This is a genomic window from Halalkalicoccus sp. CG83 (genome assembly GCF_037081715.1).
GTDB lineage: Archaea > Halobacteriota > Halobacteria > Halobacteriales > Halalkalicoccaceae > Halalkalicoccus > Halalkalicoccus ordinarius.
On sequence record NZ_JAZDDH010000001.1, the window covers coordinates 2,487,370 to 2,513,221 of the forward strand.

General features: G+C 59.1%; 27 protein-coding genes, 1 tRNA gene and 2 pseudogenes. 16 read left to right on the top strand and 14 right to left on the bottom strand.

All coding sequences use genetic code 11. The features are described from left to right. Nucleotides 1-37: 37 nt before the first annotated feature. From V0Z78_RS12945 to V0Z78_RS12955, 3 genes are all read right to left on the bottom strand, one after another. Nucleotides 38-1,387 carry a S8 family peptidase gene (locus V0Z78_RS12945; protein WP_336345052.1) on the bottom strand — a complete coding sequence of 450 codons (1,350 nt, stop codon included), beginning with the start codon at nucleotides 1,385-1,387 and terminating at the stop codon, nucleotides 38-40. Further along, nucleotides 1,384-2,706, bottom strand: a complete 1,323-nt coding sequence (locus tag V0Z78_RS12950; protein WP_336345053.1) for a M14 family zinc carboxypeptidase — start codon at nucleotides 2,704-2,706, stop codon at nucleotides 1,384-1,386. Before V0Z78_RS12950 ends, V0Z78_RS12945 begins: the two co-directional genes overlap by 4 nt. A gap of 222 nt (nucleotides 2,707-2,928) precedes the next feature. After that, nucleotides 2,929-4,695, bottom strand: a complete 1,767-nt coding sequence (locus tag V0Z78_RS12955; protein WP_336345054.1) for a dienelactone hydrolase family protein — start codon at nucleotides 4,693-4,695, stop codon at nucleotides 2,929-2,931. 78 nt (nucleotides 4,696-4,773) lie between these two features. Here V0Z78_RS12955 and V0Z78_RS12960 point away from each other — a divergent pair, with 78 nt between their 5' ends. From V0Z78_RS12960 to V0Z78_RS19225, 4 genes and pseudogenes are all read left to right on the top strand, one after another. Then, the gene (locus tag V0Z78_RS12960) at nucleotides 4,774-5,019 is read left to right on the top strand and encodes a hypothetical protein (protein ID WP_336345055.1); all 246 of its coding nucleotides are present in this window, start codon (nucleotides 4,774-4,776) and stop codon (nucleotides 5,017-5,019) included. A 553-nt stretch (nucleotides 5,020-5,572) separates the two neighbouring features. Next, on the top strand, nucleotides 5,573-6,826 hold the full coding sequence (locus tag V0Z78_RS12965) for a hypothetical protein (RefSeq protein WP_336345056.1): 1,254 nt from the start codon (nucleotides 5,573-5,575) through the stop codon (nucleotides 6,824-6,826). 73 nt (nucleotides 6,827-6,899) lie between these two features. Then, nucleotides 6,900-7,055, top strand: a pseudogene (locus V0Z78_RS19065) (four-helix bundle copper-binding protein); the annotation flags it as partial. An 896-nt stretch (nucleotides 7,056-7,951) separates the two neighbouring features. Beyond that, nucleotides 7,952-8,158: a DUF7577 domain-containing protein gene (locus V0Z78_RS19225; protein ID WP_457852011.1), complete on the top strand. Its 207-nt coding sequence runs from the start codon at nucleotides 7,952-7,954 to the stop codon at nucleotides 8,156-8,158. A gap of 490 nt (nucleotides 8,159-8,648) precedes the next feature. Here V0Z78_RS19225 and V0Z78_RS12970 read toward each other — a convergent pair. Continuing rightward, nucleotides 8,649-8,723: transfer RNA gene (locus tag V0Z78_RS12970), tRNA-Arg, on the bottom strand. 366 nt (nucleotides 8,724-9,089) lie between these two features. On the opposite strand from V0Z78_RS12970, the pseudogene V0Z78_RS19070 reads away from it, so the two are divergent. Beyond that, nucleotides 9,090-9,329: pseudogene (locus tag V0Z78_RS19070) on the top strand (tyrosine-type recombinase/integrase); the annotation flags it as partial. 331 nt (nucleotides 9,330-9,660) lie between these two features. Here V0Z78_RS19070 and V0Z78_RS12975 read toward each other — a convergent pair. The 5 genes from V0Z78_RS12975 to V0Z78_RS12995 form a co-directional block, all read right to left on the bottom strand. Then, a complete protein-coding gene (locus tag V0Z78_RS12975) occupies nucleotides 9,661-10,626 on the bottom strand; it encodes a hypothetical protein (RefSeq protein ID WP_336345057.1) in 966 nt (321 codons plus the stop codon). 113 nt (nucleotides 10,627-10,739) lie between these two features. After that, nucleotides 10,740-11,702 (bottom strand): DUF6414 family protein, encoded by a 963-nt coding sequence (locus V0Z78_RS12980; protein ID WP_336345058.1) that lies wholly within the window; start codon nucleotides 11,700-11,702, stop codon nucleotides 10,740-10,742. Between the two features lie 56 nt (nucleotides 11,703-11,758). Then, a complete protein-coding gene (locus V0Z78_RS12985; RefSeq protein ID WP_336345059.1) occupies nucleotides 11,759-12,928 on the bottom strand; it encodes a hypothetical protein in 1,170 nt (389 codons plus the stop codon). A gap of 411 nt (nucleotides 12,929-13,339) precedes the next feature. Next, on the bottom strand, nucleotides 13,340-14,452 hold the full coding sequence (locus V0Z78_RS12990; RefSeq protein ID WP_336345060.1) for a tyrosine-type recombinase/integrase: 1,113 nt from the start codon (nucleotides 14,450-14,452) through the stop codon (nucleotides 13,340-13,342). A 242-nt stretch (nucleotides 14,453-14,694) separates the two neighbouring features. After that, nucleotides 14,695-15,015: a hypothetical protein gene (locus V0Z78_RS12995; RefSeq protein WP_336345061.1), complete on the bottom strand. Its 321-nt coding sequence runs from the start codon at nucleotides 15,013-15,015 to the stop codon at nucleotides 14,695-14,697. Nucleotides 15,016-15,132: 117 nt separating this feature from the next. Here V0Z78_RS12995 and V0Z78_RS13000 point away from each other — a divergent pair, with 117 nt between their 5' ends. Continuing rightward, entirely contained in the window at nucleotides 15,133-15,492 is a 360-nt protein-coding gene (locus tag V0Z78_RS13000) for a hypothetical protein (protein ID WP_336345062.1), read from the top strand. On the opposite strand, the gene V0Z78_RS13005 is transcribed toward V0Z78_RS13000, so the two are convergent. Together V0Z78_RS13005 and mvaD are read right to left on the bottom strand one after the other, a co-directional pair. Then, on the bottom strand, nucleotides 15,489-16,631 hold the full coding sequence (locus V0Z78_RS13005; RefSeq protein ID WP_336345063.1) for an NAD(P)/FAD-dependent oxidoreductase: 1,143 nt from the start codon (nucleotides 16,629-16,631) through the stop codon (nucleotides 15,489-15,491). The two genes, V0Z78_RS13000 and V0Z78_RS13005, sit on opposite strands and share 4 nt — an antisense overlap. 67 nt (nucleotides 16,632-16,698) lie before the next feature. Further along, nucleotides 16,699-17,664, bottom strand: a complete 966-nt coding sequence (mvaD, locus tag V0Z78_RS13010; protein ID WP_336345064.1) for a phosphomevalonate decarboxylase MvaD — start codon at nucleotides 17,662-17,664, stop codon at nucleotides 16,699-16,701. A 94-nt stretch (nucleotides 17,665-17,758) separates the two neighbouring features. Here mvaD and nth point away from each other — a divergent pair, with 94 nt between their 5' ends. Both nth and V0Z78_RS13020 read left to right on the top strand, forming a co-directional pair. Next, on the top strand, nucleotides 17,759-18,442 hold the full coding sequence (nth, locus tag V0Z78_RS13015) for an endonuclease III (protein ID WP_336345065.1): 684 nt from the start codon (nucleotides 17,759-17,761) through the stop codon (nucleotides 18,440-18,442). Nucleotides 18,443-18,496: 54 nt separating this feature from the next. After that, nucleotides 18,497-18,736 (top strand): hypothetical protein, encoded by a 240-nt coding sequence (locus tag V0Z78_RS13020; protein ID WP_336345066.1) that lies wholly within the window; start codon nucleotides 18,497-18,499, stop codon nucleotides 18,734-18,736. A gap of 6 nt (nucleotides 18,737-18,742) precedes the next feature. Here V0Z78_RS13020 and V0Z78_RS13025 read toward each other — a convergent pair whose 3' ends face one another. After that, the gene (locus tag V0Z78_RS13025; protein ID WP_336345067.1) at nucleotides 18,743-19,222 is read right to left on the bottom strand and encodes a DUF7321 family protein; all 480 of its coding nucleotides are present in this window, start codon (nucleotides 19,220-19,222) and stop codon (nucleotides 18,743-18,745) included. Nucleotides 19,223-19,307: 85 nt separating this feature from the next. Here V0Z78_RS13025 and V0Z78_RS13030 point away from each other — a divergent pair, with 85 nt between their 5' ends. The 8 genes from V0Z78_RS13030 to V0Z78_RS13065 all read left to right on the top strand — a co-directional run bounded on the left by V0Z78_RS13030 (nucleotide 19,308) and on the right by V0Z78_RS13065 (nucleotide 24,303). Then, the gene (locus tag V0Z78_RS13030) at nucleotides 19,308-20,078 is read left to right on the top strand and encodes a DUF7319 domain-containing protein (RefSeq protein WP_336345068.1); all 771 of its coding nucleotides are present in this window, start codon (nucleotides 19,308-19,310) and stop codon (nucleotides 20,076-20,078) included. 82 nt (nucleotides 20,079-20,160) lie between these two features. Further along, nucleotides 20,161-20,796: a halocyanin domain-containing protein gene (locus tag V0Z78_RS13035; RefSeq protein WP_336345069.1), complete on the top strand. Its 636-nt coding sequence runs from the start codon at nucleotides 20,161-20,163 to the stop codon at nucleotides 20,794-20,796. A gap of 1 nt (nucleotide 20,797) precedes the next feature. Further along, complete coding sequence (locus tag V0Z78_RS13040) at nucleotides 20,798-21,184, top strand: DUF7318 family protein (protein ID WP_336345070.1); 387 nt, start codon at nucleotides 20,798-20,800, stop codon at nucleotides 21,182-21,184. Nucleotides 21,185-21,237: 53 nt separating this feature from the next. Continuing rightward, nucleotides 21,238-22,101, top strand: a complete 864-nt coding sequence (locus V0Z78_RS13045) for a ubiquinol-cytochrome c reductase iron-sulfur subunit (RefSeq protein WP_336345071.1) — start codon at nucleotides 21,238-21,240, stop codon at nucleotides 22,099-22,101. Nucleotides 22,102-22,106: 5 nt separating this feature from the next. Next, a complete protein-coding gene (locus V0Z78_RS13050) occupies nucleotides 22,107-22,907 on the top strand; it encodes a cytochrome b (RefSeq protein WP_336345072.1) in 801 nt (266 codons plus the stop codon). Between the two features lie 7 nt (nucleotides 22,908-22,914). After that, the gene (locus V0Z78_RS13055; RefSeq protein WP_336345073.1) at nucleotides 22,915-23,700 is read left to right on the top strand and encodes a cytochrome b family protein; all 786 of its coding nucleotides are present in this window, start codon (nucleotides 22,915-22,917) and stop codon (nucleotides 23,698-23,700) included. Nucleotides 23,701-23,726: 26 nt separating this feature from the next. Beyond that, on the top strand, nucleotides 23,727-24,035 hold the full coding sequence (locus tag V0Z78_RS13060; RefSeq protein ID WP_336345074.1) for a DUF7315 family membrane protein: 309 nt from the start codon (nucleotides 23,727-23,729) through the stop codon (nucleotides 24,033-24,035). Next, nucleotides 24,028-24,303, top strand: coding sequence for a DUF7314 family protein (locus V0Z78_RS13065; RefSeq protein WP_336345075.1), 276 nt, complete (start codon nucleotides 24,028-24,030; stop codon nucleotides 24,301-24,303). The genes V0Z78_RS13060 and V0Z78_RS13065 overlap by 8 nt, the downstream gene beginning before the upstream one ends. Before the next feature lie 207 nt (nucleotides 24,304-24,510). Here the strand turns inward: V0Z78_RS13065 and V0Z78_RS13070 are convergent, their stop codons facing one another. Continuing rightward, a complete protein-coding gene (locus V0Z78_RS13070) occupies nucleotides 24,511-24,945 on the bottom strand; it encodes a DUF7313 family protein (RefSeq protein WP_336345076.1) in 435 nt (144 codons plus the stop codon). Between the two features lie 50 nt (nucleotides 24,946-24,995). After that, entirely contained in the window at nucleotides 24,996-25,733 is a 738-nt protein-coding gene (locus V0Z78_RS13075) for an NAD(+)/NADH kinase (RefSeq protein WP_336345077.1), read from the bottom strand. Nucleotides 25,734-25,852 lie beyond the last annotated feature (119 nt).

The following is a 25,852-nucleotide window of genomic DNA, read 5'->3' on the forward strand; positions in this document are numbered from 1 at the left end:
CGAACGCAATGGAAGGAGATCTCCTCCGGGAGACGATTCACTCCTGTAGCGCTGCTGCGGTGTCGAGATAGCCACCTCGTCCGTAGTATTTCTTCTCGTAGTCGTCAGGAATCTCAGCAGTCCGTAGCAAAGTCGTTCTGACCTGGTTGCTGTTGTAGTGCTGATTGGCGCTTTTCACGAGGGCAGCCGCCCCCGCTACCTGTGGTGCAGCCATTGACGTTCCCGCAAACCAGCCGTATCCGTAGTCGGTGCCGAGATAGGCACCGTCCTCGGCGAAGTTCGGATACGCTACCGTGTTCACGACGTTATCGTATTTGGAATCACCGCCCTTCCCACCTGGAGCGGCAAGATCGATCGCACCGACGCCGTGTGTCGTGTAGGTCGCCGGTGAGTACGGGGGTTCCTCGTAGTTGCCAGTCTCGGGATCGAAGCCGACGGGGCCGGTCGCACTGGTCGTGATGCCACCAGCAGTCTGGGACGAGTCCGTTTCGTCTTGGTTGAACTGGAGGCTCTCACCCCAGTTGCCACTTGCATGGGTGTGGAGTGTCCCTCGTCGCCGTGCATGGTTCCCGACTCGCTGGTGGACTCGCCCCCAGAATTCCCCCCAGCCTTCGCTGCGCATCTCCCACGTCCAGCCAAGGCTGAGGTTCACAGCGTCACAACCGATCTCGGCAGCATAGACGAGAGCCGCAATCACCGATCCCATCCACGTCTCGCCCCAGTACTCAGGGGGCAGATCCTGTCGACCCCGGCTACTGAGTACCGCATCGAAGACACGCAGATCGACGAGGTCCGTGCCTGGAGCGGAACCGACGACACCACCGTCTCTCCGATCGTTAGCAGCAACGATACCCGCAACGTGTGTGCCGTGCGCTCCGCCGTACGGCTCTCCGACTCCATACTCATCGCTAGCAAAGCTCTTCGAGAGATCGAGATCGACCTGGCCATCGAGATCGGGGTGACCAGCCGCGATACCGGTATCGATTATCGCGACGCGAGTGCCCTCCCCTCTAGTGATCTCGTGGGCCTCTGGAACCCCCTGATCATGCTTGTCCCACTGATAGCCGAAGAGATCGGTTCCTTCCTCGGGATACTCGAATCTGTCCTGCCGCACCGGCTGATACGGACCGCGTGCCATCCGCCTGTCCGACACAAAGGCGGCTCGTGAATCGTCGAGCCGTGCTTCGGTTGCCCGCACTACGAGGAGATCGACGGGACTCAAATCATGGACGATCTCGAGGCCGTCGTCGTTTTGAAGGCCTTTGCTGTCAACGATGAACCGCTGGGTCGAATCACCTGCTGCGAGCGACGATCCCAGCGTGAGAGCGCCAAGCGATCCCCCTGCTGCTTTCAGCACGCGTCGGCGGTGAAGGGATAGCTCTGTCATCGCAGTTCGACCTCCTCACCATATAGCGGAGCGTCGAAGTAGGTCTCGACGCTGTAGTCGCTCAGTTCGGGATCGTCGGCGAGCGCGTCGAACGATTCGAGAAATCCGACCTTCGTGAGTTCCATCTGCCGGCCAATGGCCTTCTGGCCGAGATCATCTGTCTGATAGGCGACTTCGTAAAGCATCCCTGCGACGCCGTCGCCACCATTGGCGATGTTCGGACACAGGCCGTCGAGGTACGACCCCCAAAGCGGATAATACCCGTACCGAGTGATGCTATCGAAGACGCTGTTGCCCCGCTCGGCGAGTGCGTCGATTACCAGCGAGTTCAGCCGAATCGAACGCGTGCTCGTCTCGTAGTCGAGAAACGGGTTGACCGCTTCGGTAACTGGCTCATGATCCGCAGGATAGAACGGCGAACGATCGAGATACTCCTCGCCGTAGGCCGCCATCACGCTCATGAGGGTCTGTTCGGCGGGTTTGTTTCCGTCGCCGGAGTTCGGATATAGGCTCCCGCCCTTGTGATGATGTGTGATCGCGTAATCGGGGTCAGCGTCGATGAACGACTCCGTGACTGCCCTGACTTCAGGCGCTAACCGAAGACCACTCGCGAAGAGTGTATGGCCCTCATACGGCATGTCCAAGTACTGTTGGTCGGACCACCACTCCTCTTGGTCGTCCGTCTGCGGATCGAACTCCGACGGTGGGCGGATGTTGAAGTCACGATTCATGTCATAACCCGGGCTGTCTCCGGGAGAAGTGGAATGATAATACGGCCGATATCGTGAATCAGTCTCGCTCCATGACTGGGTGTTCTGACGACGCCCGACCCACTCGTCGTCACCGTCGTTATCGAAGTCATAGTGATACATCGCACCGTCGGGATTGACCCGCGGAACGATGGTAAACGAGAGGTTGTCGAGGATGTGATCGACCCGTCGTGAGTTGCTCATGCCGAGGCTCTTGATCAGTTTGAGCGCGACCTCGGTGCCGATCGCTTCGTCCCCGTGGATCTGTGTGATCAGATGGACGACCGTATCGCCATCGCCGACTTCGACCTCCCAGATCGGGTCATGTCGACCGGCCGAGCGGCCGATCTCCTCTAGCGAGACACGGCCGCTCTTTCGGTCGATCTTTTCGAGTTCTTTCGTGAGCTCCTCGTTCGTGCGAAAGGCGTTCAGATTGATCGACTTCGGGCTGCCGAGCTGTGGCCCACCCGGTCGATACTTGTCTCTATCCGGGTCAGCACTCGCCGTTCCGATGGCTCCGAAGCCGATCGATGCGACGCCGACCGTTTTCAGGAATGATCTACGTTGCATGGATGATCGTGGCGTGAGGGGACCCGACTGAGGCGTCTCTTACCTCTCAGCTCCCCTGCTGAATTCGATGAACGTACGTCTTATACCTATTTATAAATAATATTATATTAGTATTTCTCCACTAATGTTCTATGAATATACTCTGAGATAATAGGTGATTGGAGCGGGAGGTTTCCGGGTTCTGCGCTCTATACGCGTAACGAGCAGAGGTCACCTACTCCCTCATAGCTCAATCGTCTGCTCGCTCTCGCCCGTCGGTACCTCGACGGTCTCCTCCCGTTCACCGTCAGTGAGTCGAAGCGTTGCCTCCTGATCGCTGTCGAGATGGAGCGTGATCGGATCCTCGGACGCTAATCCGGCCTCCGTCACCCAGATCGTGGACCGGGTTACGTCGGAGAGGTCGATCTCAAGGGCGTTCTCCGTCGGCGCAGAATCCCGCGGCAGATCCCACTCGGTGCCGCGCTTCTGATGAGGCGCAGGCTCAGTACCCGTACGTTCGTAATCATTCGTTTCAGGGGGTGTCTCGCCGATCGCGAGCGATCGAACGCTGATCGTCCCATCGTCGACGTTCCCTTCGACTCCGATGTCCGAGATCCAGAACGCGCCATCGTGAACGAGATCGAACTGCTCGGCATCGAAGCGGGGAATCCGACGGTAGGTTACTTCCGATGGACGCCGAGGTACCTCCGAGTCGTTGAGGAACTCTCGGCCGGGGCCCCACTCGTCATCGATCGCGAACGTGAAATGATCGTAACCGGGGAAGACATCGAGTTCGTGGCGATAGCCCAGCTCCCGAAGTCGTTCTTGGGTGGCCGTATATGCAGGGGCCGGAACGAGCTGGTCGTTGGCGCCGTTCCACATCAAGACCGGAAGCGACCGGAACGTATCGAGAAGCCGGTCGGAGCTCCCTTCGTAGGTATCGTTTGCCGCCGCAGCGACGATGAACGTTCGCGCGAAGAGATCGGGATAGAACGCTCCGAGACGGAACGTGCCGAACCCGCCCATCGAGTATCCGCCGAGGGTCACGTTATCGAAGTCGATCTCGTAGCACGCCGCGAGGTCGTTCCACGCTTCGAAAACGTCGAGCTCGGCCTCTTGGCGGTACCAACCCGCGGGACCACGCCCACCCGGGGTCAGTACGATTGCGTTCCGATCCTCGCCGAGCTGTTGATAGAGGTTCGGACTCAGGACGGCATACTCGTTGTAGGTCGAGCCCAGAGAATGCATGTGGAGGTGAAGCCGAGCGGGGTCGTCCGTTTCGAGGTTCTCGGGTACGTAGACCCCATAGGGCTGGACTCGACCGAGCAGGACGTCCTCCTCAGTATCGACTCCCGATCCCAACTCGTAGCGTGAGGAATACAGCCGGGTCATGAAGCCCGATTCGGGGACGTGCCGTTCGGTCTCTCGTCGCCGGAGCCTTTCGAAGTCGATGTCAGCATGGAACTCGCTGATGTCGCGCTTATCGAGGGCAGAGGCCTGGGCGTGATCACGGTAATGGCCGTAGCCCAGGCCACGTGAGCCGGTTTCAGTCCCGTCTTCGAGCGTCTCGCCGGTTTCGAGATCGACGGTGATCTCACCGGTATCGCGGTCGATGTTCGGTGCGCCGACGGGCTCGTCGAAGCGAAAGCCGACGTTGAAGATCGGCGGTGGGTTCTCACCGTGAGCACCGCCCGGATTCGACCCGTCAGGCAGTTCTTGGACCGCTCTGAACCGTTTTTCGTCGGCGTCGAACAGCCCGACGGCCAGGTAGTGACGCCAGACTTCCTCGCCGGGAGCACGCGGGACGACGACCTCGATCTGATTTCGATCGGGATCAACGGTCGACTCGACCGGTTCACCGTTGAATTCCGCGCCAGTTCCCCAGGTAACGAGAACGTCGTCCAAGCCAAGCGGTCCGAGCTCGCCGATACCATAGCCCCAGTCGTCAGTACCCCCGTCCCCGCTACGATCGATACCGATGGCGATTCCCGTCGCTTCCGGGTCGACCATCGTGTTGAGCGTGATTCGGTAGCGGACCTGGTTACCCTCTACCGTGGCACGGAACTCGAGGAGATCGGCAGCGTTGTGATGAAACGTCTCATCATCAGTTGGATAGACGACGTCGCCCGTCATCCCACCGTTCTCGCCGTAGGCGGTGTCGTCGTTAGGCTGAGGATGGGGCGGGACGACCGCATCGGTCGTGTTAGCGCCATAGTCGTCGTGGACGTAATCCTGATAGAGATACTCGCCGTCGATGTAGGCGTCGGTACCACAGACCAAGAGCGGATCCGCATCCCAGTGTTCGCCGTTCTCGAACTGAGGTGCGGTGGTTAGCTCGTCGTAAAGTACGTCGGGCCCCGGACGCGGTGAACCTCCCTCGAGACCCCTACTCGTGTCCGCCGTCCCCGATACAGAGCCCGTAAACCCGCCGGTCACCGTAACGCCGATAGTCCCCAGTACCCTCCGCCGATTCCAATTTACCGCTGGTCGTCTATCATCCATGATCAATTACCGTCGTTCAGCGAATGGCGCGAACGTTTATAGTACTTTTCGTTGCATCGATCTCGTGGAGGATCTGTTATCAGGGAGGATCCAATCGAACGATTCGGTAACCCGCGAACAGGCCCAGAAGCGCGGCGCACCTGGGCATTCCCTTCTCCACCGACCAGTCAAGCAAACGACGACCACGGACTGTCTCAGCAATTTCGAGTGACGGTCAGATGCGACCGACCTCTCGTGGAGGAACACAGCCGAATCCGTCGGACGAGAGGACAGGCTAGCGACGAGTAGTGAGGTAACTGACCCGTGCATACCGAGACGAACCGGTCCAAATCGACTCTCCTCGAGGGTACCGAACGTTCATCCGGTTTACTCGAGACCCAACTGTATGACCAGTGCAGTATCTCTTCCGGAACCGGAAGTCCTCGCTCACGCTAAGCGCCGCCTCTTTCCTGACGAAGACGAGTCTCAGACCTATTCGGTCGTGGATACGCAGTTTGCAATGGACGAGTGGCTCCCTGACCAACCCATTTCCCCGGACGTACGTGAGCAGCTCGCGCCGTTCAACCACGTTCAACTGGGTTCGGGCTACCCCGACCTCGTTGGCGTCCGTCTCCTCGAGTCGGACCTCCTCGCTGTGGAGCGCTTCGGGAACCAACCACCACTGATCGCCATCGAGGCCAAGGGGTACACTGGTTTGGGGACCGTCGACGTCGAACGCGGCGTGGTCCAAGCGTACGATCGCCTCCACGAGGCCAACGCCGCTTACGTCGCAGCACCCGTCCAGGCGATTTCACAATCGGCGCGGACGCTCGCTCGCGAACTCAACATCGGCGTACTGGGAGTCGATGCAGGTGGGGAAGTCGATCCGCTAGAGATCCCGCGTGTCGTCGGTAATCGGACGTCCGATGGCGCCGCAGCTATCCGGTTTCAGGCCACGGTGCAGGGAGTCACTGACGGGTCGTTCGGGCTGAATCACCCGAAGAACTATCTCGGCGTTCCGCTCGCACTCTACCACCGCGACGATACCGACGGAGTACTCGCGGAACACGTCGTCGGAGCAACGACCGACGCCCGTCGCGGGGTCGTCTTCCTCGGACTGATAGCGGAGAAACCCGATCACACCGAAATCACGCCGCTCGGCGAAGAGGTGGTCCGGTTCGCGCTGGGGCGCTATGGATCGATCGACGCCGCGTTCACAGCGTTCGACGACTGGAAGCGCTCGCAGAAACGGTTCTGTGACCTCGCTCCGGAGTGGGGGCTGTTGACCAGGCGCGTCGTCTGGGCGTATCCGGCGACCCGGCTCTTGGTCGAGGAGCTCCAGACCATGCATGACGACGGCATCCGCGAACCATCGCTCGTCGACCTCGTCGAGTGGTTGCACGTCCAGAACCCGACGTTCACAGTCGAACTGTTCCTGCGCGGAACCGACGACGTGCGTGGTCGAGTGTTGGATGCAGAGGGCGATCTTCGAGTCGGAGAGTTGAGGGACGGGACCGTCTTTCACTCGCCGACGGTCTTCCAGCTGAAGGCGATGCTCTACCACAGCGGCATCCTCACTGAACGAGGGTCCGAGCCACATCGCCTCGATCCGGAGACCGACGTCTGGCGATTGCGCGAGCCGTTGGAGCGCACCCCTTGAGCTCCCGTTCGTCGTATCGGACGAGAGTCCCTCCGACCGGCCGACGATCGCACGAAGGTGACGACCCGGCACACGAGGCGGCAACTACAGCACCGAACGTGCCGAAGTCTGTGCCGGAGCATGCGAGGAGCGTGCTGAAGAGTGTGACCGTCATGACGCCGAACACTGGCAGGTCCGCGCTGACGTGCTGCGTGACCGCGCCGAGACCTGTCGGAACACGGCCTCGGCTCGGCACCCAACGCCAACTCCACTCCCCCCTCATGGTTTTACTTCAGGAGAAATAGAGAAGAGTCGTAAGTCATGGCTCACGAGACATCACCACCCTCCCGAGAGGAGATCGAAGAGCGGCTTCAACAGGTCGGACAGTACTCCCGTGTCATTCGCGCAGGATTGGGAGTCATTCTGAGTGCGTTTCTGTTGGCCGTTGGTGGCGTCCTTCCCGCCAATCTCGGTAGTCCCTCACAGGCGATCGGGGCGATACTCATGCCACTCACGTTCGTTGGACTGGGCCTCATCCTCTATGGAATCGGGATGCATCTTCACCTGATGCATTTGAATCTCGTCCGCCAGCTCCAGCCGGAACCGAAGGACGACTCCCCATCGAAGACCGAGCCAGATGACTGAAGGGATCGGGGAGTCCCTCGATCCCTGATAGAGACGAGTGTTGGGCGGGCTCGGAGGACGGGCTCGGCGATACCCTGTTTCAGACTCAGCGTCATCATGAAGAATGTCAACGATTATTCCCTGCTCTCCAGGGATTTGATGTCAGGACCGGATTGGTCCGGAATATCAATTCGTACTCGATCGCCCTCTTTGAAATGCATTTGCAAAGGCTTGTTCAGGATGCCTCTATCTCTGGATAACAGCTAGTGTCTTTTAGTTCACTGTCTTCTAGAGAGGATACAGAGAGGTCCACAGTCTATTCTACGGTTTTTCGCTCGAGAACTGATTTACCACTATTTCGGAGATCACTCAGTGTTCGATCTCCAAACTCGGGATGGGCCTCTCGTTGCTCCGGAGAAAGTTTTTATCATCTACTAAAATCTGTAACATATGCCGAGCACTATCCACATCGCCCTGTATCTCGGGCTTTCAATCGGGATCCTCGTTGGCTTAGCCGTTCTGATGGACATTCTTCTCGCCGAGCCCCACAACCAGAATCACCAGATACCGGGCAGTCCGTCCGGGCAGAACGGGGGTGATTCCACCTCGTCACAGCTGTTGGAGAACGGGGGAGTAAACGTGACCTGTTCGAAGTGCGGGACTTGCAACGACTCTCTCTATCGGTTCTGTCGAACGTGTATCGAACCCTTACCACCATTCAGGAGATAAGAGAGACCGTTCCTTGGGGTCCTCGTAAACGACCACGGTTCGGGCGACCCGCGTCGTTTGTAGTTCCCCCAGCGTGGGAGAGAACTCCCTGTTCCGCGATGGAACGGGATGAGGTTGGGCGGTTTACATCCATGCTATCAGAATTGGTAGCGCGGCATCCCGACTCAGACAGGTTCACCTTCCGAACACTCGGTGGGGTTTTGCGAGTCCGGCAATTCTCGTCGCCAGCATCAGCACCAGACAGGTCTGACGAGAGATGTTCGATTACTGCTATTCAAGCATCGCAAATATGGTAATAATATGATATTATTATAGCCGAGTCGCGGCAGTACGGGTATGAGAACGATTTACGAAACCGTCTTTGTATCCGGAAAATCGTAGGACAGCGAGGAGTCAACAGGCAACACGTATGTATCCCCTATACGCATCCTGACAATATTTACGAGTGGACCGATGCCGTCATGTGGTTTTGATGCAACGAGAAAGCAAGTGGGCGCTGCAGGATTTGAACCCGCGGCAACTTGGTCCGAAGCCAAGCACTCTGTCCAGACTGAGCTAAGCGCCCTACGCGAACCGCTTCGGGCTAGCCCCGTTTAACTCCCGCGATTTACTCCTTCGCGTGATCCCATCTCGACATGATCAATGCTACCAGTGCCAGTACAATAAAAGAGGCAGATGAGAAGCTCTTCGCTATTCGAAGCTCAACTATACTTTGGATCGATAGTAGAGGTCCTATTCGAGCAATTGCTTACAATCACTGTTATATAAAATTCACAAGGCCTGGGTCCCACGTTTCGAGAACGTGGGGTTACCTGTTTTCGTGAGCTGTCATTTTCGACTGACATGAGAATCCCAATTCCTACGTTTGAAGCACTGAGTCTATGCAAGAACGTGTGCGTACGTGCCACGAGTGTGGCATCAGGAACTTTCATACGGATCTAGCTCGCTCAAAATCGTCCTTGAGAAGGTTTGTGATATCGCTGGGATCGATACTACAGATCGGGGTCTCACTTGGTACGCGATCAGACACAGCACTGGAACAACTATGTCAGAGGAAGAAGGACTAAAGGCGGCACAGATGCAACTTCGCCACCGCGATCCCAAGACGACGATGAAGTACGACAACGTCTCAACTGAACGTCGACGAGATGCCCTCGATCGAATGGGCTAAGGGATACCCGTTCTTTGCCGCCTTCGCGGCCGCATATTCTTCGATTGGCAGTACCTACTCTACAGAGTGAAATAATTCACACGGCATAAACATCGAAATACTCGGTCACAGGCCAATGAGAACGAAGTCGCCCCATTCAGTAAGATCCGGATTGCCACAGTCATATGAAACGCTTGAAATATTTATTTCCATAACTTGATACTCTACCTTTACAAGCCGAATACGTGATTCTTTCTGATCATCAAGGCAAATGACACTGTTTCCGCCAAGAGGCGACGAGATGCCTTAGACAATATAGGCTAGCACGAGACTATCTTCACGTTACTAACGGTTAGACATATGATTTCTCCATACTTTCTCTGATTTCTCCCTCGGTAATAGAAACTTTTCCGGTTCTATATTTATTACCCATCAAATCCTCAGTATTAGACAGTTTTTCTGTATCTCTTACTTTTCCTTGCTGTATTATATCAATGTGTGTCTCATCTTGCTCATCTTCATACACTAATGAAAGAGCATAAACACAGTTGTTGATATCCATTCTTGACAACGCGGGTACCCAGAATGGATTGTAAACCGGGGCAAGAAGAGTGGCATTAAGCCAATTATCCTCGTCCTTCTTTTCCACGAAATTTATGCTAAGCAATTCATCATCAAAGTAGCGGCTAGCAAGACGTTCTGCCCCTCCTAACGCCTCAAAATAATTTATGATTTTGAAGGCCAAGGTTGATATTGTGGTTTCGTCCTCAAGACGTTCAAGAACACACATCTGTGGTTTGACTATGTAATTCCCTTGTTCACCTGGTTCAAGAATCTCACTAGTACTTTCATACGCAGACCTATGTTCCGCATTTTCGATCGTAGTTTCTACAGGTATCAGACTACGTTCTCTCCCCTCATTGCGACGATACTCTTCTATTTTTGTTCCATCCATTAACTTGAGATCGATCCTAAGACGAAAATTTTTCCCTATCCCTTTTCCTTTATTTTTGATTAGAATGTTAATTTCGTTCCCCTCGACGTGTGGGATTCGAAGTTGAAGCTGTGGTTGATATGTGAGTTTCAATAGTTCTCGTTGGGATTCTGAAATACTAGTCTGTTTTCTGGTAACGGCGTAGAGAAGATAAGTGAAGGCAACTAACAAACCTGAAAAGATATTAGTGGTTAAGTCATCAGTAAATATTGTTTGTTGGCTAACGTACTGGAGAAACACTGTAACTCCAATTACTAAGCCTATTAGTACAAATAAGAGAGTAGCTGAGCTAACAATAGATCGCATTTTCGCTCCCCAACTCATCTATTTATGTGTTAGAATAGCGATTAATATAGAAATTACTATTCGAAAAACTCAGACTGTCTGAAAGAGAAGTTGATCACACCAATTTTCGTCTCGTTTCTTCCAACTATCTCTTACCAGTAGACGGCGAGAGGATCAATTACAGTTGCCGGTCCGTCTACTGTTACATGCTCATCTAACATTTCGACCTTGTTTTCTTCCGCTATATTACGGATAACTTTCATAAACCGACTAATACCTATATCCTCATTAGCAAAAGACTCTAATACCCTAGTTGTATCGATAGGATCCCATTCTTCAGATTCAGAGATCGTATCTTCGACTCTACCAAATATTGTATACTTTTTTGGCTTAGAAAATGCTCGTTTGACTGGAACTCTTAGCTGATTCCGATCTAAAACAGCTCCGTAAGAATGGCCTCTAAACTTACCTTGACTATCTACCCTGATAGGTACCCTTTCTCCGATGAGTCCTTTCGAGATATTCACAAAAGTATCCGTTAAATCAGATCGGGCTTCCTGTACCTCGGTAGGGTCTTTCACTACGTTGTCTCCCTCTTGCTGCCGCTTAATTTCATCTAGTTCTGAACTCAATCCATGATCTTCAAGTACACTTCTGAAATTCTCCATTTGTTTCATTATAGCTATGGTTGAGTGCTGAAGAGTAAGATTAGAGTCTTGAGCAATTTCGAATCGAAAGAGCGAAAGCGGTGACACAATCCCTTCTATTGCCACCACATCTCCGTAATTTACCTCGTCTCCTTGTTCAGGTAATTTGATTTCGTAGCTACCTTTTATTTGCCTAATTAATTCTTGGAATCTATATGGTGCGGTTATATCTACATTACGTTCTGTTTCTTCTAAATCCACATTTCTAACTCCTCCTGAACCTCCAAAACTGCCAAAAGGAGATGGAACAAGAGCTGCGAACCGACTAGTAGTTTCTTTTTCGTCTGAACTAGCTGTTACATGCTCTGTTTCTAGTCCAACACCAAGAGAAGAAAGATGGCTGTTTATACTTTCATCATTCAGATAAATGAATTCTCGAAGCTCTTGTTCCGGAAATTCGTTTGCCATATAAGTGAATAGTTCTTCTCATATAAAATATTCATCGTCTCTATCATAGTATTGCGCTACAGATCTTCTGAAGTTAGTTTAAAGGTTTCCAACTTCCAGCCTAAATTCTCGTAGATGGATCTCGCATCGACAGTATTGGTATATGTATTTGGGATATAACAAACATTTGAATTTTTCATGCGAAGCATTACGCCAGCAATTTGATCCAAGTCATCCTCCTGAAACACTCCCTCATCACCTGGTCGAATTGCTGGGAAACTTCGGTATTTGCCAGTACTCGAATCCTCACTTTTCTCAATAAAAGCTATCTCACGCTTGTCATTAGGATTAGGAATAGCACTAATCTCAATTAGGTAGTCTTCCCATTCATTTGAAATAGACTGAACCCTTGGTGACAGATCTACGTTCTCTCGAATTGCGAATCCATACGGTTCTCCAATCAAAATATCACGGACTTCATCCGCGGAACTAATAGAAGTGTGCTCACAATTTATGAACACTACCAATGGCCTACCATTTCGAGGTTGATCGGCCTTCGTTCGTAACCGTTCGGCGATCTTGCCTTCGTCATCAGGTTTTATTCCTCGCCTACGATCCCAAGTTCCTATCCAGGCAAACGATCCCTGTTCTTTTTCTTCAAATTCTACCCGAAGTGCGTTGGTTTCTATTGTTTCGGGGTCATCGGGATTCAAGTCTTGCTCAATTAGATTAATGAAATCGTCAACTGCCTCTTCATTTTCGCTCCACCTTTCATGGGTTGTCGCTTGAATATCGAACTCCGACTTCAATGATAATCTCCCAATGTAAGGCAGGTTATCCATCACGTCTTCTAGCTTTCTTCGGATGCGGTATTCTTCATCTGCCTCTTGTAACAATGTTGCATCAACGTCGAAATCCTCACATGCAAAGTCAGGCATCCCTTGCTTGTCAGGGAGATCAAGCACTTGTGGATCCTCACACAACCACTGTATTAGCGCCTGATAGCACCACAACTCTGTCACGAATGCGTTGAACTTACCGCGCGAGTAAAGGTTATTATCATAGGTCTTCACGAGTTTTTCTGCCGGCGATTGCTCTACCAGTTTTGACCACATTTCTAAAGCGGGTTCACGATCTCGGTCAATACAAATTTTCAAAGGGTGATCGTCGTCACATCTATTTATCAGATCATCAGGAAGAAGAGCGCTCAGAGTCGGATATTTGCATTCGAATTCCATTTGATCCATAGGTTTGAATGATTCGGAGTGCCGCTCAATGATAAAATAGGATACTATCACTATAGATTCTTCTATGGATAAAACCGTGCAATGAGGTGTTTGTACCCGGATATAGGCAAATCACGACGAATGCTAGAGGTTCGTAGATGACAGCGAAATGATTTCATTTTCTTGATAGTATCTGAGTGGTGGTTGTCAGAGTTGGTAAGGTTAGTCGACTGTCGCGATCAATGCTTGGACATCGAGGCCAGCGGCTCCATGTGATTTTTCGTAGTCCCATTCGTGCTCTTCGTTGAACTCGCTCCGACCATACCAAAGACGAAAAGTACGAGAGGAACGATTTGAACCCGCGGCAACTTGGTCCGACCAGCACCGACCTACATGTCGTTACATGTGATTATACTGGATCTGCGTAGGCAATCATCCCATTCTATTGAGGGCCTTACGTCGATCTTCGACAGGGGTCTGGTCGTATTTCATCGTCGTATTCACGCTCTTATGACGGAGTTGGGACTTGGCAGCGGCGAGGCCTTCTTCGCGCGTCATGTACGTCCCGACAGAGTGCCGGATAGAATACCACGTCATCTGACGGTTTTCAATTGGAATATCGGCCATCTCACAGAGCTTATGAAGCACGAATTTGAGTGAGGTGCTCTGATATGGATTACCATGGCGCGTTAACCAGAGCGTGTCAGTGTCGTCGTATTTTTCGATTAGAGCTCGTTCTTGAAGCCAATTTTCGAGGAACTGAGCGGTTTGCTCACGAATACTGACGTGCCAGTGCTCGGTATTCTTTGCCGAATCTTCGGCTGGAATACGAAGGAGTGCGTTTTCTGGGTCGATCCAACTGACAGACGCCCGTTCGACCTCGATCGGTCTGAGCCCTGTATCGAGCGCTGTCCAAATGAGACTCGTGATCTTGTGGCTATTTGCTTCGTTGAACTCCTCCGGTCCTATCTCGTGCATCGGTTTGCCGAGCCGTCTCGCCAGATGTTGTTTCCATCTCGTTCGTTCATCAGGTGTAACCGCGTTATAGTGAGGGACGCTCCCGTATTCGAGTGAGACGTCTCGAAGACGCTGTCGCTCTTTCCGCGTTAGGTAGTCACGCGGAGTCGTTTGCGTCTCAGTCCGCGCGTATGTGATCGGTGGATTCCAGGCTCCCTTTTCACCGAATTGCCACTCGCGCCATCGGAACAACATCTTCACTGATTTGACGAGGTTCGTTTTGTGGGTCGCAGAATGGTCGGTAAATGCGAGTTGTCTGGTGTATTCGTTCGCGTGTTCGTGGGTGACGTGAGTAGTGTACTGGTCGTCTTCGTCCCAGACCCAGTTGTAGAATGCGTCCGTGTGGTAGCATCGTGCTCTTACAGTCGTCGGTTGGTAGCCGATTGCTCGGTCGGGATCGCGCCCGAGTTTGAGCATCCATTTGACGAGTGATGTGCGATGAGTTTTGTAATCAGTTAGCTGTCTGTTGTTCAGCTTTTCTCGCGTTCGTTGCGGAACGATCGGAAAGTCCTTAGCTTCGGTTGACATTGTCTGGAATCCTTCGCTAGCGTGCGGTTTTCGGTTCGATTGACGTTCGTCGAGCTATGGGAAGAATCGGCGAAGGAGTTGAGTTCAACAGGAATTCTGGTGAAAAGTGCTGTACGGAACCGACTTCTTCAAACGTGTCAATTGTCCGAAGCCAAGCACTCTGTCCAGACTGAGCTAAGCGCCCTGGATTCGGGGTTCGGGGGTCTCGTTCTTAAGTCCCGCGATTCGTCGACACGAGGGGATCAGAAATGCGCGAGGCCGGCGGCGACCATCAGGACCAGCCCGGTTCCCATTCCGGCGTAGTTGATCGCACCGTTGGGCGTCACCAGGTCGCTGTAGAGGATCACGGGGATCGCGAGGACGATCAGCGCGGCCATCGCCGTCTGGGCTCGTGAGACGCCGGCGGCGTCGGCATCGGCGTTCTCGTCGAACTCCGAGCGGCTCGCTCGCAGACCGTCCACTAGCTCACAGCAGTCGTCGTCCGACCGAACGGTTCGGTCCACGATCTCCCTCCAGGCACGTTCGTCCGGTCCGGCCCGATCCATGGGACCGTCGTCGCTCATCGTCGGATAGTCCCGGCCCGGCTTCTTAAACGGTTCGTCAGACGCACGTCAGCCGACCGATCCACCCTTGATAGGGCCGGCATGGGATATAAAGGTGGGAGCGAAGAACACGGAGACATGGTACTGAACGGTGCAGTGATGGGATCGGTCGTCGCGTTCCTGATCGCGCTCCTGGTCGGCGGACTGGCGATCTACGCCAGCGCCAGCCTAGTCATGGACATCCAGAACTACAGCCACGCGGTGATCACGGCCCTTCTCGGGGCGATCGCCTGGGGACTCACCGCGTGGATCCCGCTGTTCGGCCCGGTGATCGCGCTGATCGTCTGGATCGGCGTCATCAACTGGCGCTACCCCGGCGGCTGGGTCGACGCGACCATCATCGGCGTCGTCGCCTGGCTCGCCGCGCTGGTGCTGTTGTTCGTCCTGAACTCGGTGCTGGGCCTCGGCGTCGGCGCGTTCGGCGTTCCGGGTGCCTAGTCCCGATCGACCAGCCCCGCGATCCCCAGTTCCTCGTCGACGAGATCGACCGCGTTTCGTACCGCGCCCACCGAGGAGAGATAGCCGGCGCCGACGCTCGCCTTCAGCGCGAGGGCGGCCCGGCCCCGTAACACGGACGGTCCGACCTGCGCGACCGCGCCGTCACCGACGCTGACGAGCCAGCCCGGCGAGTCGAAGCCGAATCGTTCGGGTCGGGGACCGAACCCGCCCGCGTCCCAGCTTTCGACGATCCCGACGAGGCTGTCGGCGACGACGCGGGCCTCGCGGATCGCGGCCTGCGCGCTCGCGGGGACCGCCTCCCCGTCGCGGTCGACCGCCTTTGCCGCGTCCCCGACGACGAACGTCCTCGCGTCGAGTCGCAGGTCGCTTCTGACCGGGGGTCTCCGTTCGCAGAGAGCGCCCGGTCCGCGGATCCCGCCGGTCCAGACGAACGCGTCGTAGGGGATCGGCCCGTCGTCGGTCTCGATCACGTCGGCCGTCGTCCGCCGAACGGCCGCCCTCGTTCGAACGTCGACGCCCCGCTCGGTGAGCTCCTGTGTCACCGCCGTCCTGAAGTTCTCGGGGAAGTTCGGCGCGACGCTGTCGAGCCGCTCGAGCAGAGTGACCTCGAGCGGAGCGTCCTCCTCGCGGGCGAGTGCGGCGAGCTCGCCGGCGACCTGCACCCCCGAGAGGCCGGCGCCGCCGACGACCACCCGCCCTCCCGAGTCGAGCAGCGGGAGAACGCGCTTGCGGATCTCGGTGGCGTGCTCGAGACGTTTGAGCGGGATCGAGTGTTCCTCGACGCCGGGCAGTCCGTAGTAGGCGGTCTCCGCGCCCAGACAGATCGCGGCGTAGTCGTACCTGATCTCGCCGTCCGCACACCGGACGACCCGCTCGTCGGCATCGATCGCCTCGATTCGGGTCTCGCGAACGGTCGCGCGTTCGAACAGCGAGTCGAGCGGCACGGCGATCACGTCCGCGAGCCCGGGCCGCCGGATCACCCGATGGAGCTCGTGCTGGATGAGGTGGTAGGGTCGCTCGTCGACGACGACGAGCTCGACGTCCTCCGGCAGGCGGCGTTCGAGCGAGCGCGCCAGCGTTACCCCCGCGTAGCCCGCCCCACAGACGACGATGCGCATCGCTTCCGCTAGGGACGCACCCGATAAAGGACCACCGTTCGGATCGGGCAGACGGCAACGGCGGCGATCAGAACAGCGGGTCGTCGACGATTCGGGCGGGGCCGCCGACCTCCCAGACGTGGGTGTCGACGCCGCACCCGGAGACGGCACGCTCGACCCGGTCGACGTGTTCCTCGATGGTGTTGACGTAGACGCTCGCCCCCGTGTCCGTCGAGTAGTAGACGGGAACGCCGTCGTCGCGGAGCTCCTGTACCGCGTTGAAGATCTCGATCGTCTCGGGCTGCCAGTAGACCCACCCCGCGGGGCCGGTCATGGTCGTCGCCGCGAGCGAGAGCGAGTCGTGTTCGGCCAGCTCGAAGGTGCGGTCGAAGTCGCCCGAACGGAGCGCGTCGCGCAGTTCGGCGATCTGGCCGTGCATGTGGGCCATCCGCGCCCCGAACATGTGGCTGTCGGCGGCCTCCTCGTGGGCCTGTTCGGTCTCCTTGTACGAGGGGACGAGCCCGCCGACGATCCGCAGGTCGTCCTCGAGGGGCGTCTCGATCCGCTCGGAGCGACAGTCGTGATCGTTCAGTCCCGTGTGGAGATGGCTGAACGCGCCGGTGACCGCGCGCGCCGCGGACGAGGAGCCCCGGCGGGCGACCGTCGAGATCTCGGGTCGCGAGAGCTCGAGTCCCGCGGCCTCACAGAGCGCCATCGCCGCGGCGGCGAAACCCGATGAGGAGGAGCCGAAGCCGACGTTCGAACGAAAGGAGTTCTCGCTCTCGAGGCGCACCCGCTCGTCGAACTCCGCGAGCTCGCGAACCCGATCGACGACCGCCTCGACCCGTTCGGCGCCCCGACCGGAGAGCTCCTCGCCGTCGACGACGTAGACGTCCGCCTCGCGGTCGGACTCGAACTCGGCGGTCGTCCGCGTGTGACTGGGGGCGGTGCAGACGCTGATGCTGTCGTGGTACGGCAGCCGGAGCTCGGGATCGCGCATCCCGTGGTACTTCGCGAGCCCCTGGATGGGGTGGGCGATCGCGGTGGCCTTCATGTCGGTGAACGCGGGGGACGGACGGTTAAACGTCCCGGAATCGGCGGCCCGGTCGGATCGAACCGCTGAAAGGGATCCGCTCCCCACCCCCGTCATGGGTAGCCGACTGGAGTCACGCGAGGCGCAGACCGTCGAGGTGGTCGATCGTCTCTCCGCGGAGTACCCCGAGGCGACGATCTCGCTTCGGTTCTCCGATCGACTGGAACTGCTGATCGCGGTGATCCTCTCAGCACAGTGTACCGACGAGCGGGTCAACCGGGTCACCGAAGAGCTCTTCGAGAAGTACGAGGGCGCCGAAGCGTACGCCGAGGCCGACCAGGAGGAGCTCGCGGAGGACCTCAGCTCGATCACCTACTACAACAACAAGGCGGGCTACATCCGCGAGGCCTGCGAGCTCATCGTCTCCGAGCACGGCGGCGAGGTGCCCGACACGATGGACGAGCTCACCGACCTGCCGGGCGTGGGACGAAAGACCGCGAACGTCGTCCTCCAGCACGGCCACGAGGTCGTCGAGGGCGTCGTCGTCGACACCCACGTACAGCGCCTCAGCCGTCGGTTGGGCATCACTGAGGAGTCCTCGCCCGAGCGGATCGAGCGCGAGCTGATGGAGCTAGTTCCCAGAGAACGCTGGCAGGAGTTCACCCACCTCTGCATCAGCCACGGTCGGGCGACGTGTACGGCACGCAATCCCGACTGTGGCGACTGCGTGCTCGAGGACGTCTGTCCCTCCTCGAAGCTCGACGGCGGAGTCGACCTGGCAAGCGGCGAGGCGTGGTGACCCGGAGGGCGCGTGGAAAACGCCTTTGATCCTGGGCGTTCAACTCGGAACGCTATGACCGAAGGGGACGAACACGGACGCGACGTCGAACTGTCCAAGGAGAAGAGCGACCCCGACGCGGAGGAGGACGTCGACGAGGAGGTCGAACGCGAACAGGAGGAGGAGCGACGACGGGCCCAGGAGGAGGAGGCCGAGGAGAAGCTCGACGACGAGGACGAACAACGGGAGGCCGCCGCCGAGGAGACGGCGAACCCCGACGCCCACCGTGACGAGCGCCCGTTCAACAACCGCTGATCGCGGCTACAGCACGTAGCGAACCACGTACTGGGCGATCCCCAATAGATAGGCGATCAGCCAACACAGGACGTAGCCGGCGACGCCGACGCGAAGCCGGAAGCGCCACGCGGACATGTTCTCGTGGAGATCGTCGATCGCGACCTCCTGGCCGGGATCGCCGTAGAGGTCGTGTTCGTACTTCGCCTGGAAGATCCGAACGATCCCGGTCAGCGCGAAGACCAGGAAGGCGTACGCCTGGAGCCCGAAGACGGCGTGCATGGCGGCGAACCCCGTGAGCTGATCGAGCAGCCGGGGCGCCATCCATCCCAGAACGGGGCCGGTCGTCAGCGCCAGCCCGACGAGGATAAAGGAGAGGTGGCGGACCAGCACGGACCACGTGACCGGTTCGTTCTCGATGATGATCCACGCGCCGTAGAGGTAGAAGGGAAAGCTCGCCGTCACGGCCAGGGCGGCGAGCGTCGCCCAGACGACCGGTTCGACCATTGGCCGACGGTACGCGGCGTGGCGCGTTAAACCACCCGAACTCGCTCCCGGAACACGTATGTCCGTCCCGGCCCAATATCGAACGATGGCTGACGCTCGTTCCTCCGAGGACGAGTCCCCCGACGACGAGCGACGCGTCGAGCGTCCGATCGACGAGGAGTACGACTTCGAGAAGTTCGGCCCGGCGGAGATGGACCGGATGAGCCCCGAGGAGTGGGAGAGCGCGTTCGATCCCGACTCCTGGATCACCGGCCCCGAACTGCTCGATCGGGTCGAGGCGGACCTCAAGGGGCGGATCGCGAGCCGGGACGTGTTCGCGGTGCTCGAACGACTCGAGGAGGACGCTCCGGCGCTTCTGGCTTACTCCGACGAGGGCTATGCGATCGTCTACCCGGACGGGACCGTCGAGGGCGAGGGGACCGTACTCAGGGACGTCAAGCCGAGCGTCGCGCTCTGTTCGATGGACGACTACGAGGTGGCCGATCCTCCGGCGGACTGGTCGCTTCCCGACCCGGAGGAAGTCCCCGAGGGGAGCGGCGACCTGGGCAACAAGATGCTCCAGGTAGTAGCGTTCGGACTGCTCGCGGCGGGGGCGATCATGATCGGCGGAACCGTCTTCGGCGGGGGCGGCAACGCCGGCGTGGTCGTCCTCCTCCTAGGGGTGATCTTCCTGGTCGCCAGCGTCTTCCTCTTCCTGATCGTCGCCAACGCTCGGCTGTCGGATCGCTTCCGTGCGGAGGAGTACAAGAACCGGCTTCGATCGGCGGGGGTGCGCTCGGCCGAGCGACCCGACTTCGTCCCCGTCGAGGACGGGAAGATCGTCCCCTTCGAAGAGGGACGCGAGCGGTCCGAATAGCCGGACGGGAACGGTCCGCACGGCCCCCGTTCATCGCCCTCATCGGTGGGTTTATGCGAGCCCGGTCCTGACCGTCGTGTGTATGAAGAGGCGGGAATTTATCACGGCAGCGGGTGTCGGGAGCGCCGCGACGGCGGCCGGTGCGACGGGTGCCGTCGGGAGCGCAGCCGCCCAGGAGGAAGGGGGAGACGAGGAGCCCGACTGGCCGGAGTTCGTCGACGAAGCGAACGAGTACTCGAGCGGCGAGACCGAGGACCTCCGCGGCCAGGAGGAGGCCACCGTCGAGGTCGGCGCCGGCGACGGGCTGGCGTTCGCCCCGCCGGCGATCTGGGTCGACGCGGGCACGAACGTGATCTGGGAGTGGACCGGCGAGGGCGGCGGCCACAACGTCGCCAGCGAGGAGGGCGAGGAGTACTCGAGCGAGGTCACCGACGAGGCCGGCTTCACCTTCGAGCACACCTTCGAGGAGGACGGCCAGATGAACACCTACAAGTGTGAACCCCACGCGGGCCAGGGGATGCACGGCGGCGTCGCCGTCGGTGAGGTGGAGACCCGGGAGGCCCAGACGGGCGTCGCGACCGACCCGCACGAGATGGGCATTCAGGTCCAGGAGCACTGGGTCGGCATCGGCGCCGTCCTGATGGTCTCCGTCTCACTGGTCTTCACGTTCTTCACGCTCAAGTACGGCGAGTCGCCACACGCCAAAGGAGGGGACTGAGATGTCGTCATCGGGCAACAGCTACGGAGACATCCACCGGTACGAGCCCGCCCGCGAGAGCACCGTCGCCGCGATCGCGATCGTCGTGTTGACCATCATCGAGGTCGTGATGGTCGGGCTGTTCACCTACGGGCTCGTGCTGGCCTGGGGGACGACACAGGACGGGAACATCTTCCTCGGGATGCTGCTCGCGATGACCTTCATCAACCTGGCGTTCATCCTCCTGCTCTACCGGAAGGAGTTCCTCCCCGACGTGATGATCGTCAAGAAGCGCCGACGCAAGTGGGAGGACCTCTACGTGCGCGAGGAACACGCCGAGGGTCAGGAGTTCGCGGACGGCGCGATGGAGCACTTCAAACGAGCGGTCTACCCGTACTACAAGAAGTAACAATGTCAGCAAACGAAGACAAGTATCCGGTTGAATCGGACAGGAGGAGGTTCGTGAAGGGAGTCGTCGGTGCGTCGGCGATCGCCGGGATCGGTTCGACCGGGGCGGCGGCGGTCAACACCGCGACCCCTCCGACGGGATCGGGCGGCGGAATCACCCCCTTCATGGGGATCGAGCGGATCGACGGTCCCGCACCGCGCGGGATGCCGATCATCCCGGTCGAGATCGACGACGAGGGCGTCATCAGCGGCCGGTGGCCCGAGGTCAAAGAGGAGACGGTCCAGGGACAGACGGAGTACCTGGCGGAGGAGGAGATCGGCGGGATCACCTACACCTCGCAGTGGTTCCAGTACTGCGGGAAACAGACCTCGCCGGCGTTGCTCCCGCGTGCGGATCAGGACAACCGATTTCTCTCGTCGGAGGAGACCCAGTACGAGTGGCAGTCGGAGCTCGAGGCCGACGAGCCGCTCAACATCGAGCACTTCGACGACTACGAGGACTGGGGCAACGAGATCGGCGAGGACGGAGCCGGCAAGCCCGCCGCCGCGACGTGGCGCTCGGACGGACTCGAGGGCGGCGACGTCCTCAACGCGATCGTCATGCGGAGCCCACGGATCGAGGAGGCCGCCCAGGAAGACGAGTTCCTCGAGGCCGCCACCCAGGACGGGGTGTTCGCGTACCTGAACGTCTGTACGCACTTCTGTTGCGTGCCGGGCTTCAAGGTCTCCGATACCGCCGAGCGGTTCGAGGACGGTAACGTCATCTACTGTCAGTGTCACGCGTCGGTCTACGACCCGTTCACGATCCTCGAGCAGTCGTTCCTCTCGTTCCCGCAGCCCGACGACGTCCAGCTTCCCGAGGAAGGGGGCGGCGGGGGCGGCGAGGAAGAGGGCGGTGACGGCGGAGGGGGGCACTAGTACCCATGAGCCTCGAACGCAAGGATGAGCACGACCACCGCGGCTGGATGGAGGAGCGTAACCTCTCGCCCATCGAGCAGGGCTACCTGATGACGCTGATGTGGCTCGACAAGCGGTTCCGCGTGGTCGACTACCTCGAGCTGCTCGAGACGATGTACTACCGGGTCAACCTCCAGATGCCCAAGAGCCACACGGAGCAGTACAACCTCGACAACAAGTTCTGGTACTGGTACCCGCTGTACTCGCTGGGCGCGTTCTCGACCATCGCGTACATCGTCGCCGCGGTAACGGGCGCGTTGCTCGGCTTCTACTACGCGCCGTCGACAGCCGCCGCCGAGGAGGCGACGGTCGCCTACGACCAGGTCGTGATGATCATGATGGAGATGAACTTCGGGTACTTCCTCCGGAGCCTCCACCGGTGGTCCGCCCAGATCATGACCGCGGCCGTGTTCCTTCACATGCTCCGGGTCTACTTCACCGGTTCGTACAAGGAGCCCCGGGAGGTCAACTGGCTGATCGGGATCGTGCTGATCAGTCTGACGATGGCGTTCGGGTACACGGGCTACCTGCTGCCCTGGACCCAGCTGTCGTACTGGGCGGGACAGATCGGCGTCGAGATGGCGCTGTCGGTCCCGTTCATCGGCGAGTGGGTCGCCCAGCTGGTCTTCGGCGGGTTCAGCCTCGGAGCACCGACGCTCCAGCGGATGTACATCCTCCACGTGTTCGTCCTACCGTTCGTGGTGACGGCGCTAATCGCCATCCACATCGGTATCGTCTGGATGCAGGGAATCGCGGAGCCACACTGATCGACCAATGAGCCAAGAAACCGATTCACAGTCCGAGGGGGAAGAGCCCCGAACCGACGGCGGAGGCGGCGTTCCGGCCGTTCCGCCGGACGACGAAACGCCCACCTGGCGCGAGCGAAAGGAGCGAACGCAGGGCCTGTCCAGGCTGACCTACGAGTACTTCGAACGCTCGCGCCGCGAGGACCAGGACCTCCGCCAGGAGTCGACGTACGTCGAGCGCGACGTACTCGCCTTCCCGACGTGGCCCCACGAGACGATCCGCAATCTCGCGCTGGCGTCGTTCTTCGTGGGAATGATGTTCCTCGTCTCGGCGGCGGCGCCGCCACACATGCCGGAGGCCGCGGACCCCAGTTCGACGCCGCCGGTGATCCTTCCCGACTGGTATCTCTACTGGTCGTACGGCCTGCTCCACCTCGACCCGATCAACCCCGAACTCGCCATCCTCGGCGGCGAGAAGCTGGTGAGCGACCGCGTCTACGGTGTGATGGCGAACGTCGTCGTCGTCAGCATCATCGCCATCGTTCCGTTCCTCAACAAGGGCTCCGCCCGTCGACCAGTCGAGGAGCCCTTCTGGGCGGCGCTGGGCGTCGCCGGGATCATCTTCGCGATCACCATCGCGGCCCTGCCCCTGGAGGACATGATCACCTTCATCCCGGGAGAGCTCGTGTTCAACCTGGTCTTCTTCCTGCCGTTGATCGGGTTCTTCCTCACGTACGCCATCCTGAAGACGATGCGCGAGGGGTACATGTACTCGCTCAACCGGCGATACTACCGGCTTCGACCGCCGAGGTAATACGGTCTCCCGCGTAACGTCCTTCCATGTCGGAACCGTCCCCTGAACGCTCCGACGACGACCGAAGCGTCGTCGTCCCGATGCGCGTCTACAAGGCCGTCACCGTGTTCTCGACGCTCTTCGCGGTGGTCGGCGTCGTCGGCGGGTTCGTTCTCCTCGACGTCGCCACCGATCGCGCCCAGGCCGATCTCGCGCAGATCGAACCGCTCGTGGCGTTGGGCGGACTGGCGCTGATCGTCGCCTCCGCGGTGACGTACGCCTTCTCGACTCGGTTTCAGGCTGCGGGAATGGGAAACGCTAAAGACGGCGAGGCCGAAGACTCGAACCATGAGTGACGAGTTCATGAAAGGGTTCGGGATCCTGACGAGTGCCGGCCTGTTCTGGTTCATCGTGGCGGCGTGGTTCAACACGGAGAGCTTCGGGGGCACGCAGCTGGTCGCGCCGAACCCGGATGACGTCGGGCTGTACGCCGACATCCTGATCGGCATCAAGGACGTCGCCGTCTGGTTCGGCATCCTCGGCGCGCTCACCTTCTGGTTCGTCATCCCCGCCGTCCGCGAGGGGCGTCGGGCGTACGAGGAGCGCCAGCGGAGCGCGGACTGAGATCCGTCCGATCCCCGTTCTTAGAAGTCAGCTTCCGAAACGCCAGTAGCGACGCGCCGTTCGTCCCCGCCGCCGTCTCAGGTCTCTCCCCGTACGGCTCTCACGACGAGTGGTCGATCGACCGATCGACCGGTAGCCGACCACCGGATCGGCGAGACGCCGTCCGATACCGGCACGAGGCGACTAAAAAAACCGAGCGCGGGCCGGTTAGATGACGATGCTCCAGAACGGACCGAGCAGCACGACGAGGACGATGAAACCCGCGTATACGGCGACGAACAGCGACGCGCCGATCGACGCCTTCGGCGCTTCGAGCGGTCGGTCGGTCCGTGCCTCGACCAGCCGCGCCTCGTACTCGAAGAAGTCAGCGACGAAGGCCGTCAGCGTGAACGCCGCGAGCGGGATGCCGAAGTGCAGATCGACGAGGACGTAGTAGAACGTCGCGAACACGAGCGCGAGCGTCGTCGCCGTATGAACCGGATACCGCTCGATCCCGTCCGCACCGTGTTCGTCGGCCTGCCTGACGTGGCGCCGGTGGGCGAGATATCGCGTTGCGACGTTGGCTATCGCGAGCACCAGGACGATGAACGGGATGGCCGACGCCAGCACGGCGTCGACCGCTTCGACCTGTAGCGGTTGCATGCGCCAGTATCGGTCGTTCGTCCATTAGAGTGTTTCCAATCTGCGCCCGGTCAGGGGTAGGCGGGTCGTCCCTCCGGGACGCACAACAACCGGATCGATCCGTCGGTACGGAGTTCGAGACGGGCGTCGCGACCGACGGTCCCCCGATCGTGACCGTCGACGAGCAACGAGACGTCGCCCTCGTCGCGCAGCACCGACAGCGCGACGTCATCGGGCTCGAGGACCCAGGAGGGAACGGAGGTGTGGAAGGGCGCGATCGGGACCACGCAGACGGCATCGGTGCCGACGACGAGCGCCGGCCCGTCGGCGGCGGCCACGTAGCCGTGGCTCCCCACCGCCGTGGCGACGACGACGCCGTCGGCCCGAACGCTGGAGAGGCGTTCGGCGTCGCGCTCGATCGCGTACTCCGAGATGCGGGCCGGTTCGGTCGTCACGAGCATCACGTCCATCAGCGCCGTATCGACCGGCTCGCCGTCGAGGACGACCGTCAGATGCGGATGCGGCCGTTCGACGCCGGCGCCGTCGAGCGCGCTCGAGACCGCGGCGGCGGCGTCCGATCCGTTCGGCGACTCGATCCCCGGCCCCACGCCGATCGGCAGGATGGGTGCCGTCGGCCGCTCGTCCGCCAGCGCGAGCAGCGCCTCCTCGCCGACGGTCACGTACGTCGAGGGCTTCGCGTCCTGGAGCGTGCCGGGTGCGCCCACGCGGGCGCTCTCGCCGGCGGCCTCGATCGCTTCAACGAGCAGGTCGGTCGCCACGGCATCGCCGGGGACGACGCCGACGGTCACCGGCGACCCCCTCGACGGGGCGCCTGTGCGGCGGGAAGCGCGGCCGCGAGCGCCGTCACGCCGACCGCCCGAACTCGGTTTCGCATACGTCGAACGGTGGACGCCGGACGGCAAAAGGA

Coding starts and splice junctions, on each gene's coding strand:
- V0Z78_RS13030 (WP_336345068.1), top strand. CDS start 19,308: ATGGCTGACGCTCGTTCCTCCGAGGACGAGTCCCCCGACGACGAGCGA.
- V0Z78_RS19225 (WP_457852011.1), top strand. CDS start 7,952: ATGGACATTCTTCTCGCCGAGCCCCACAACCAGAATCACCAGATACCG.
- V0Z78_RS13070 (WP_336345076.1), bottom strand. CDS start 24,945: ATGCAACCGCTACAGGTCGAAGCGGTCGACGCCGTGCTGGCGTCGGCC.
- V0Z78_RS13035 (WP_336345069.1), top strand. CDS start 20,161: ATGAAGAGGCGGGAATTTATCACGGCAGCGGGTGTCGGGAGCGCCGCG.
- V0Z78_RS12995 (WP_336345061.1), bottom strand. CDS start 15,015: ATGAGCGACGACGGTCCCATGGATCGGGCCGGACCGGACGAACGTGCC.
- V0Z78_RS12960 (WP_336345055.1), top strand. CDS start 4,774: ATGAAACGTCTCATCATCAGTTGGATAGACGACGTCGCCCGTCATCCC.
- V0Z78_RS13005 (WP_336345063.1), bottom strand. CDS start 16,631: ATGCGCATCGTCGTCTGTGGGGCGGGCTACGCGGGGGTAACGCTGGCG.
- V0Z78_RS13000 (WP_336345062.1), top strand. CDS start 15,133: ATGGTACTGAACGGTGCAGTGATGGGATCGGTCGTCGCGTTCCTGATC.
- V0Z78_RS13020 (WP_336345066.1), top strand. CDS start 18,497: ATGACCGAAGGGGACGAACACGGACGCGACGTCGAACTGTCCAAGGAG.
- V0Z78_RS13025 (WP_336345067.1), bottom strand. CDS start 19,222: ATGGTCGAACCGGTCGTCTGGGCGACGCTCGCCGCCCTGGCCGTGACG.
- V0Z78_RS13050 (WP_336345072.1), top strand. CDS start 22,107: ATGAGCCTCGAACGCAAGGATGAGCACGACCACCGCGGCTGGATGGAG.
- V0Z78_RS13065 (WP_336345075.1), top strand. CDS start 24,028: ATGAGTGACGAGTTCATGAAAGGGTTCGGGATCCTGACGAGTGCCGGC.
- V0Z78_RS12980 (WP_336345058.1), bottom strand. CDS start 11,702: ATGGCAAACGAATTTCCGGAACAAGAGCTTCGAGAATTCATTTATCTG.
- V0Z78_RS12945 (WP_336345052.1), bottom strand. CDS start 1,387: ATGACAGAGCTATCCCTTCACCGCCGACGCGTGCTGAAAGCAGCAGGG.
- V0Z78_RS12965 (WP_336345056.1), top strand. CDS start 5,573: ATGACCAGTGCAGTATCTCTTCCGGAACCGGAAGTCCTCGCTCACGCT.
- V0Z78_RS13040 (WP_336345070.1), top strand. CDS start 20,798: ATGTCGTCATCGGGCAACAGCTACGGAGACATCCACCGGTACGAGCCC.
- V0Z78_RS13055 (WP_336345073.1), top strand. CDS start 22,915: ATGAGCCAAGAAACCGATTCACAGTCCGAGGGGGAAGAGCCCCGAACC.
- V0Z78_RS12990 (WP_336345060.1), bottom strand. CDS start 14,452: ATGTCAACCGAAGCTAAGGACTTTCCGATCGTTCCGCAACGAACGCGA.
- V0Z78_RS12975 (WP_336345057.1), bottom strand. CDS start 10,626: ATGAGTTGGGGAGCGAAAATGCGATCTATTGTTAGCTCAGCTACTCTC.
- V0Z78_RS13060 (WP_336345074.1), top strand. CDS start 23,727: ATGTCGGAACCGTCCCCTGAACGCTCCGACGACGACCGAAGCGTCGTC.
- nth (WP_336345065.1), top strand. CDS start 17,759: ATGGGTAGCCGACTGGAGTCACGCGAGGCGCAGACCGTCGAGGTGGTC.
- V0Z78_RS12985 (WP_336345059.1), bottom strand. CDS start 12,928: ATGGATCAAATGGAATTCGAATGCAAATATCCGACTCTGAGCGCTCTT.
- mvaD (WP_336345064.1), bottom strand. CDS start 17,664: ATGAAGGCCACCGCGATCGCCCACCCCATCCAGGGGCTCGCGAAGTAC.
- V0Z78_RS12955 (WP_336345054.1), bottom strand. CDS start 4,695: ATGGTCGACCCGGAAGCGACGGGAATCGCCATCGGTATCGATCGTAGC.
- V0Z78_RS12950 (WP_336345053.1), bottom strand. CDS start 2,706: ATGCAACGTAGATCATTCCTGAAAACGGTCGGCGTCGCATCGATCGGC.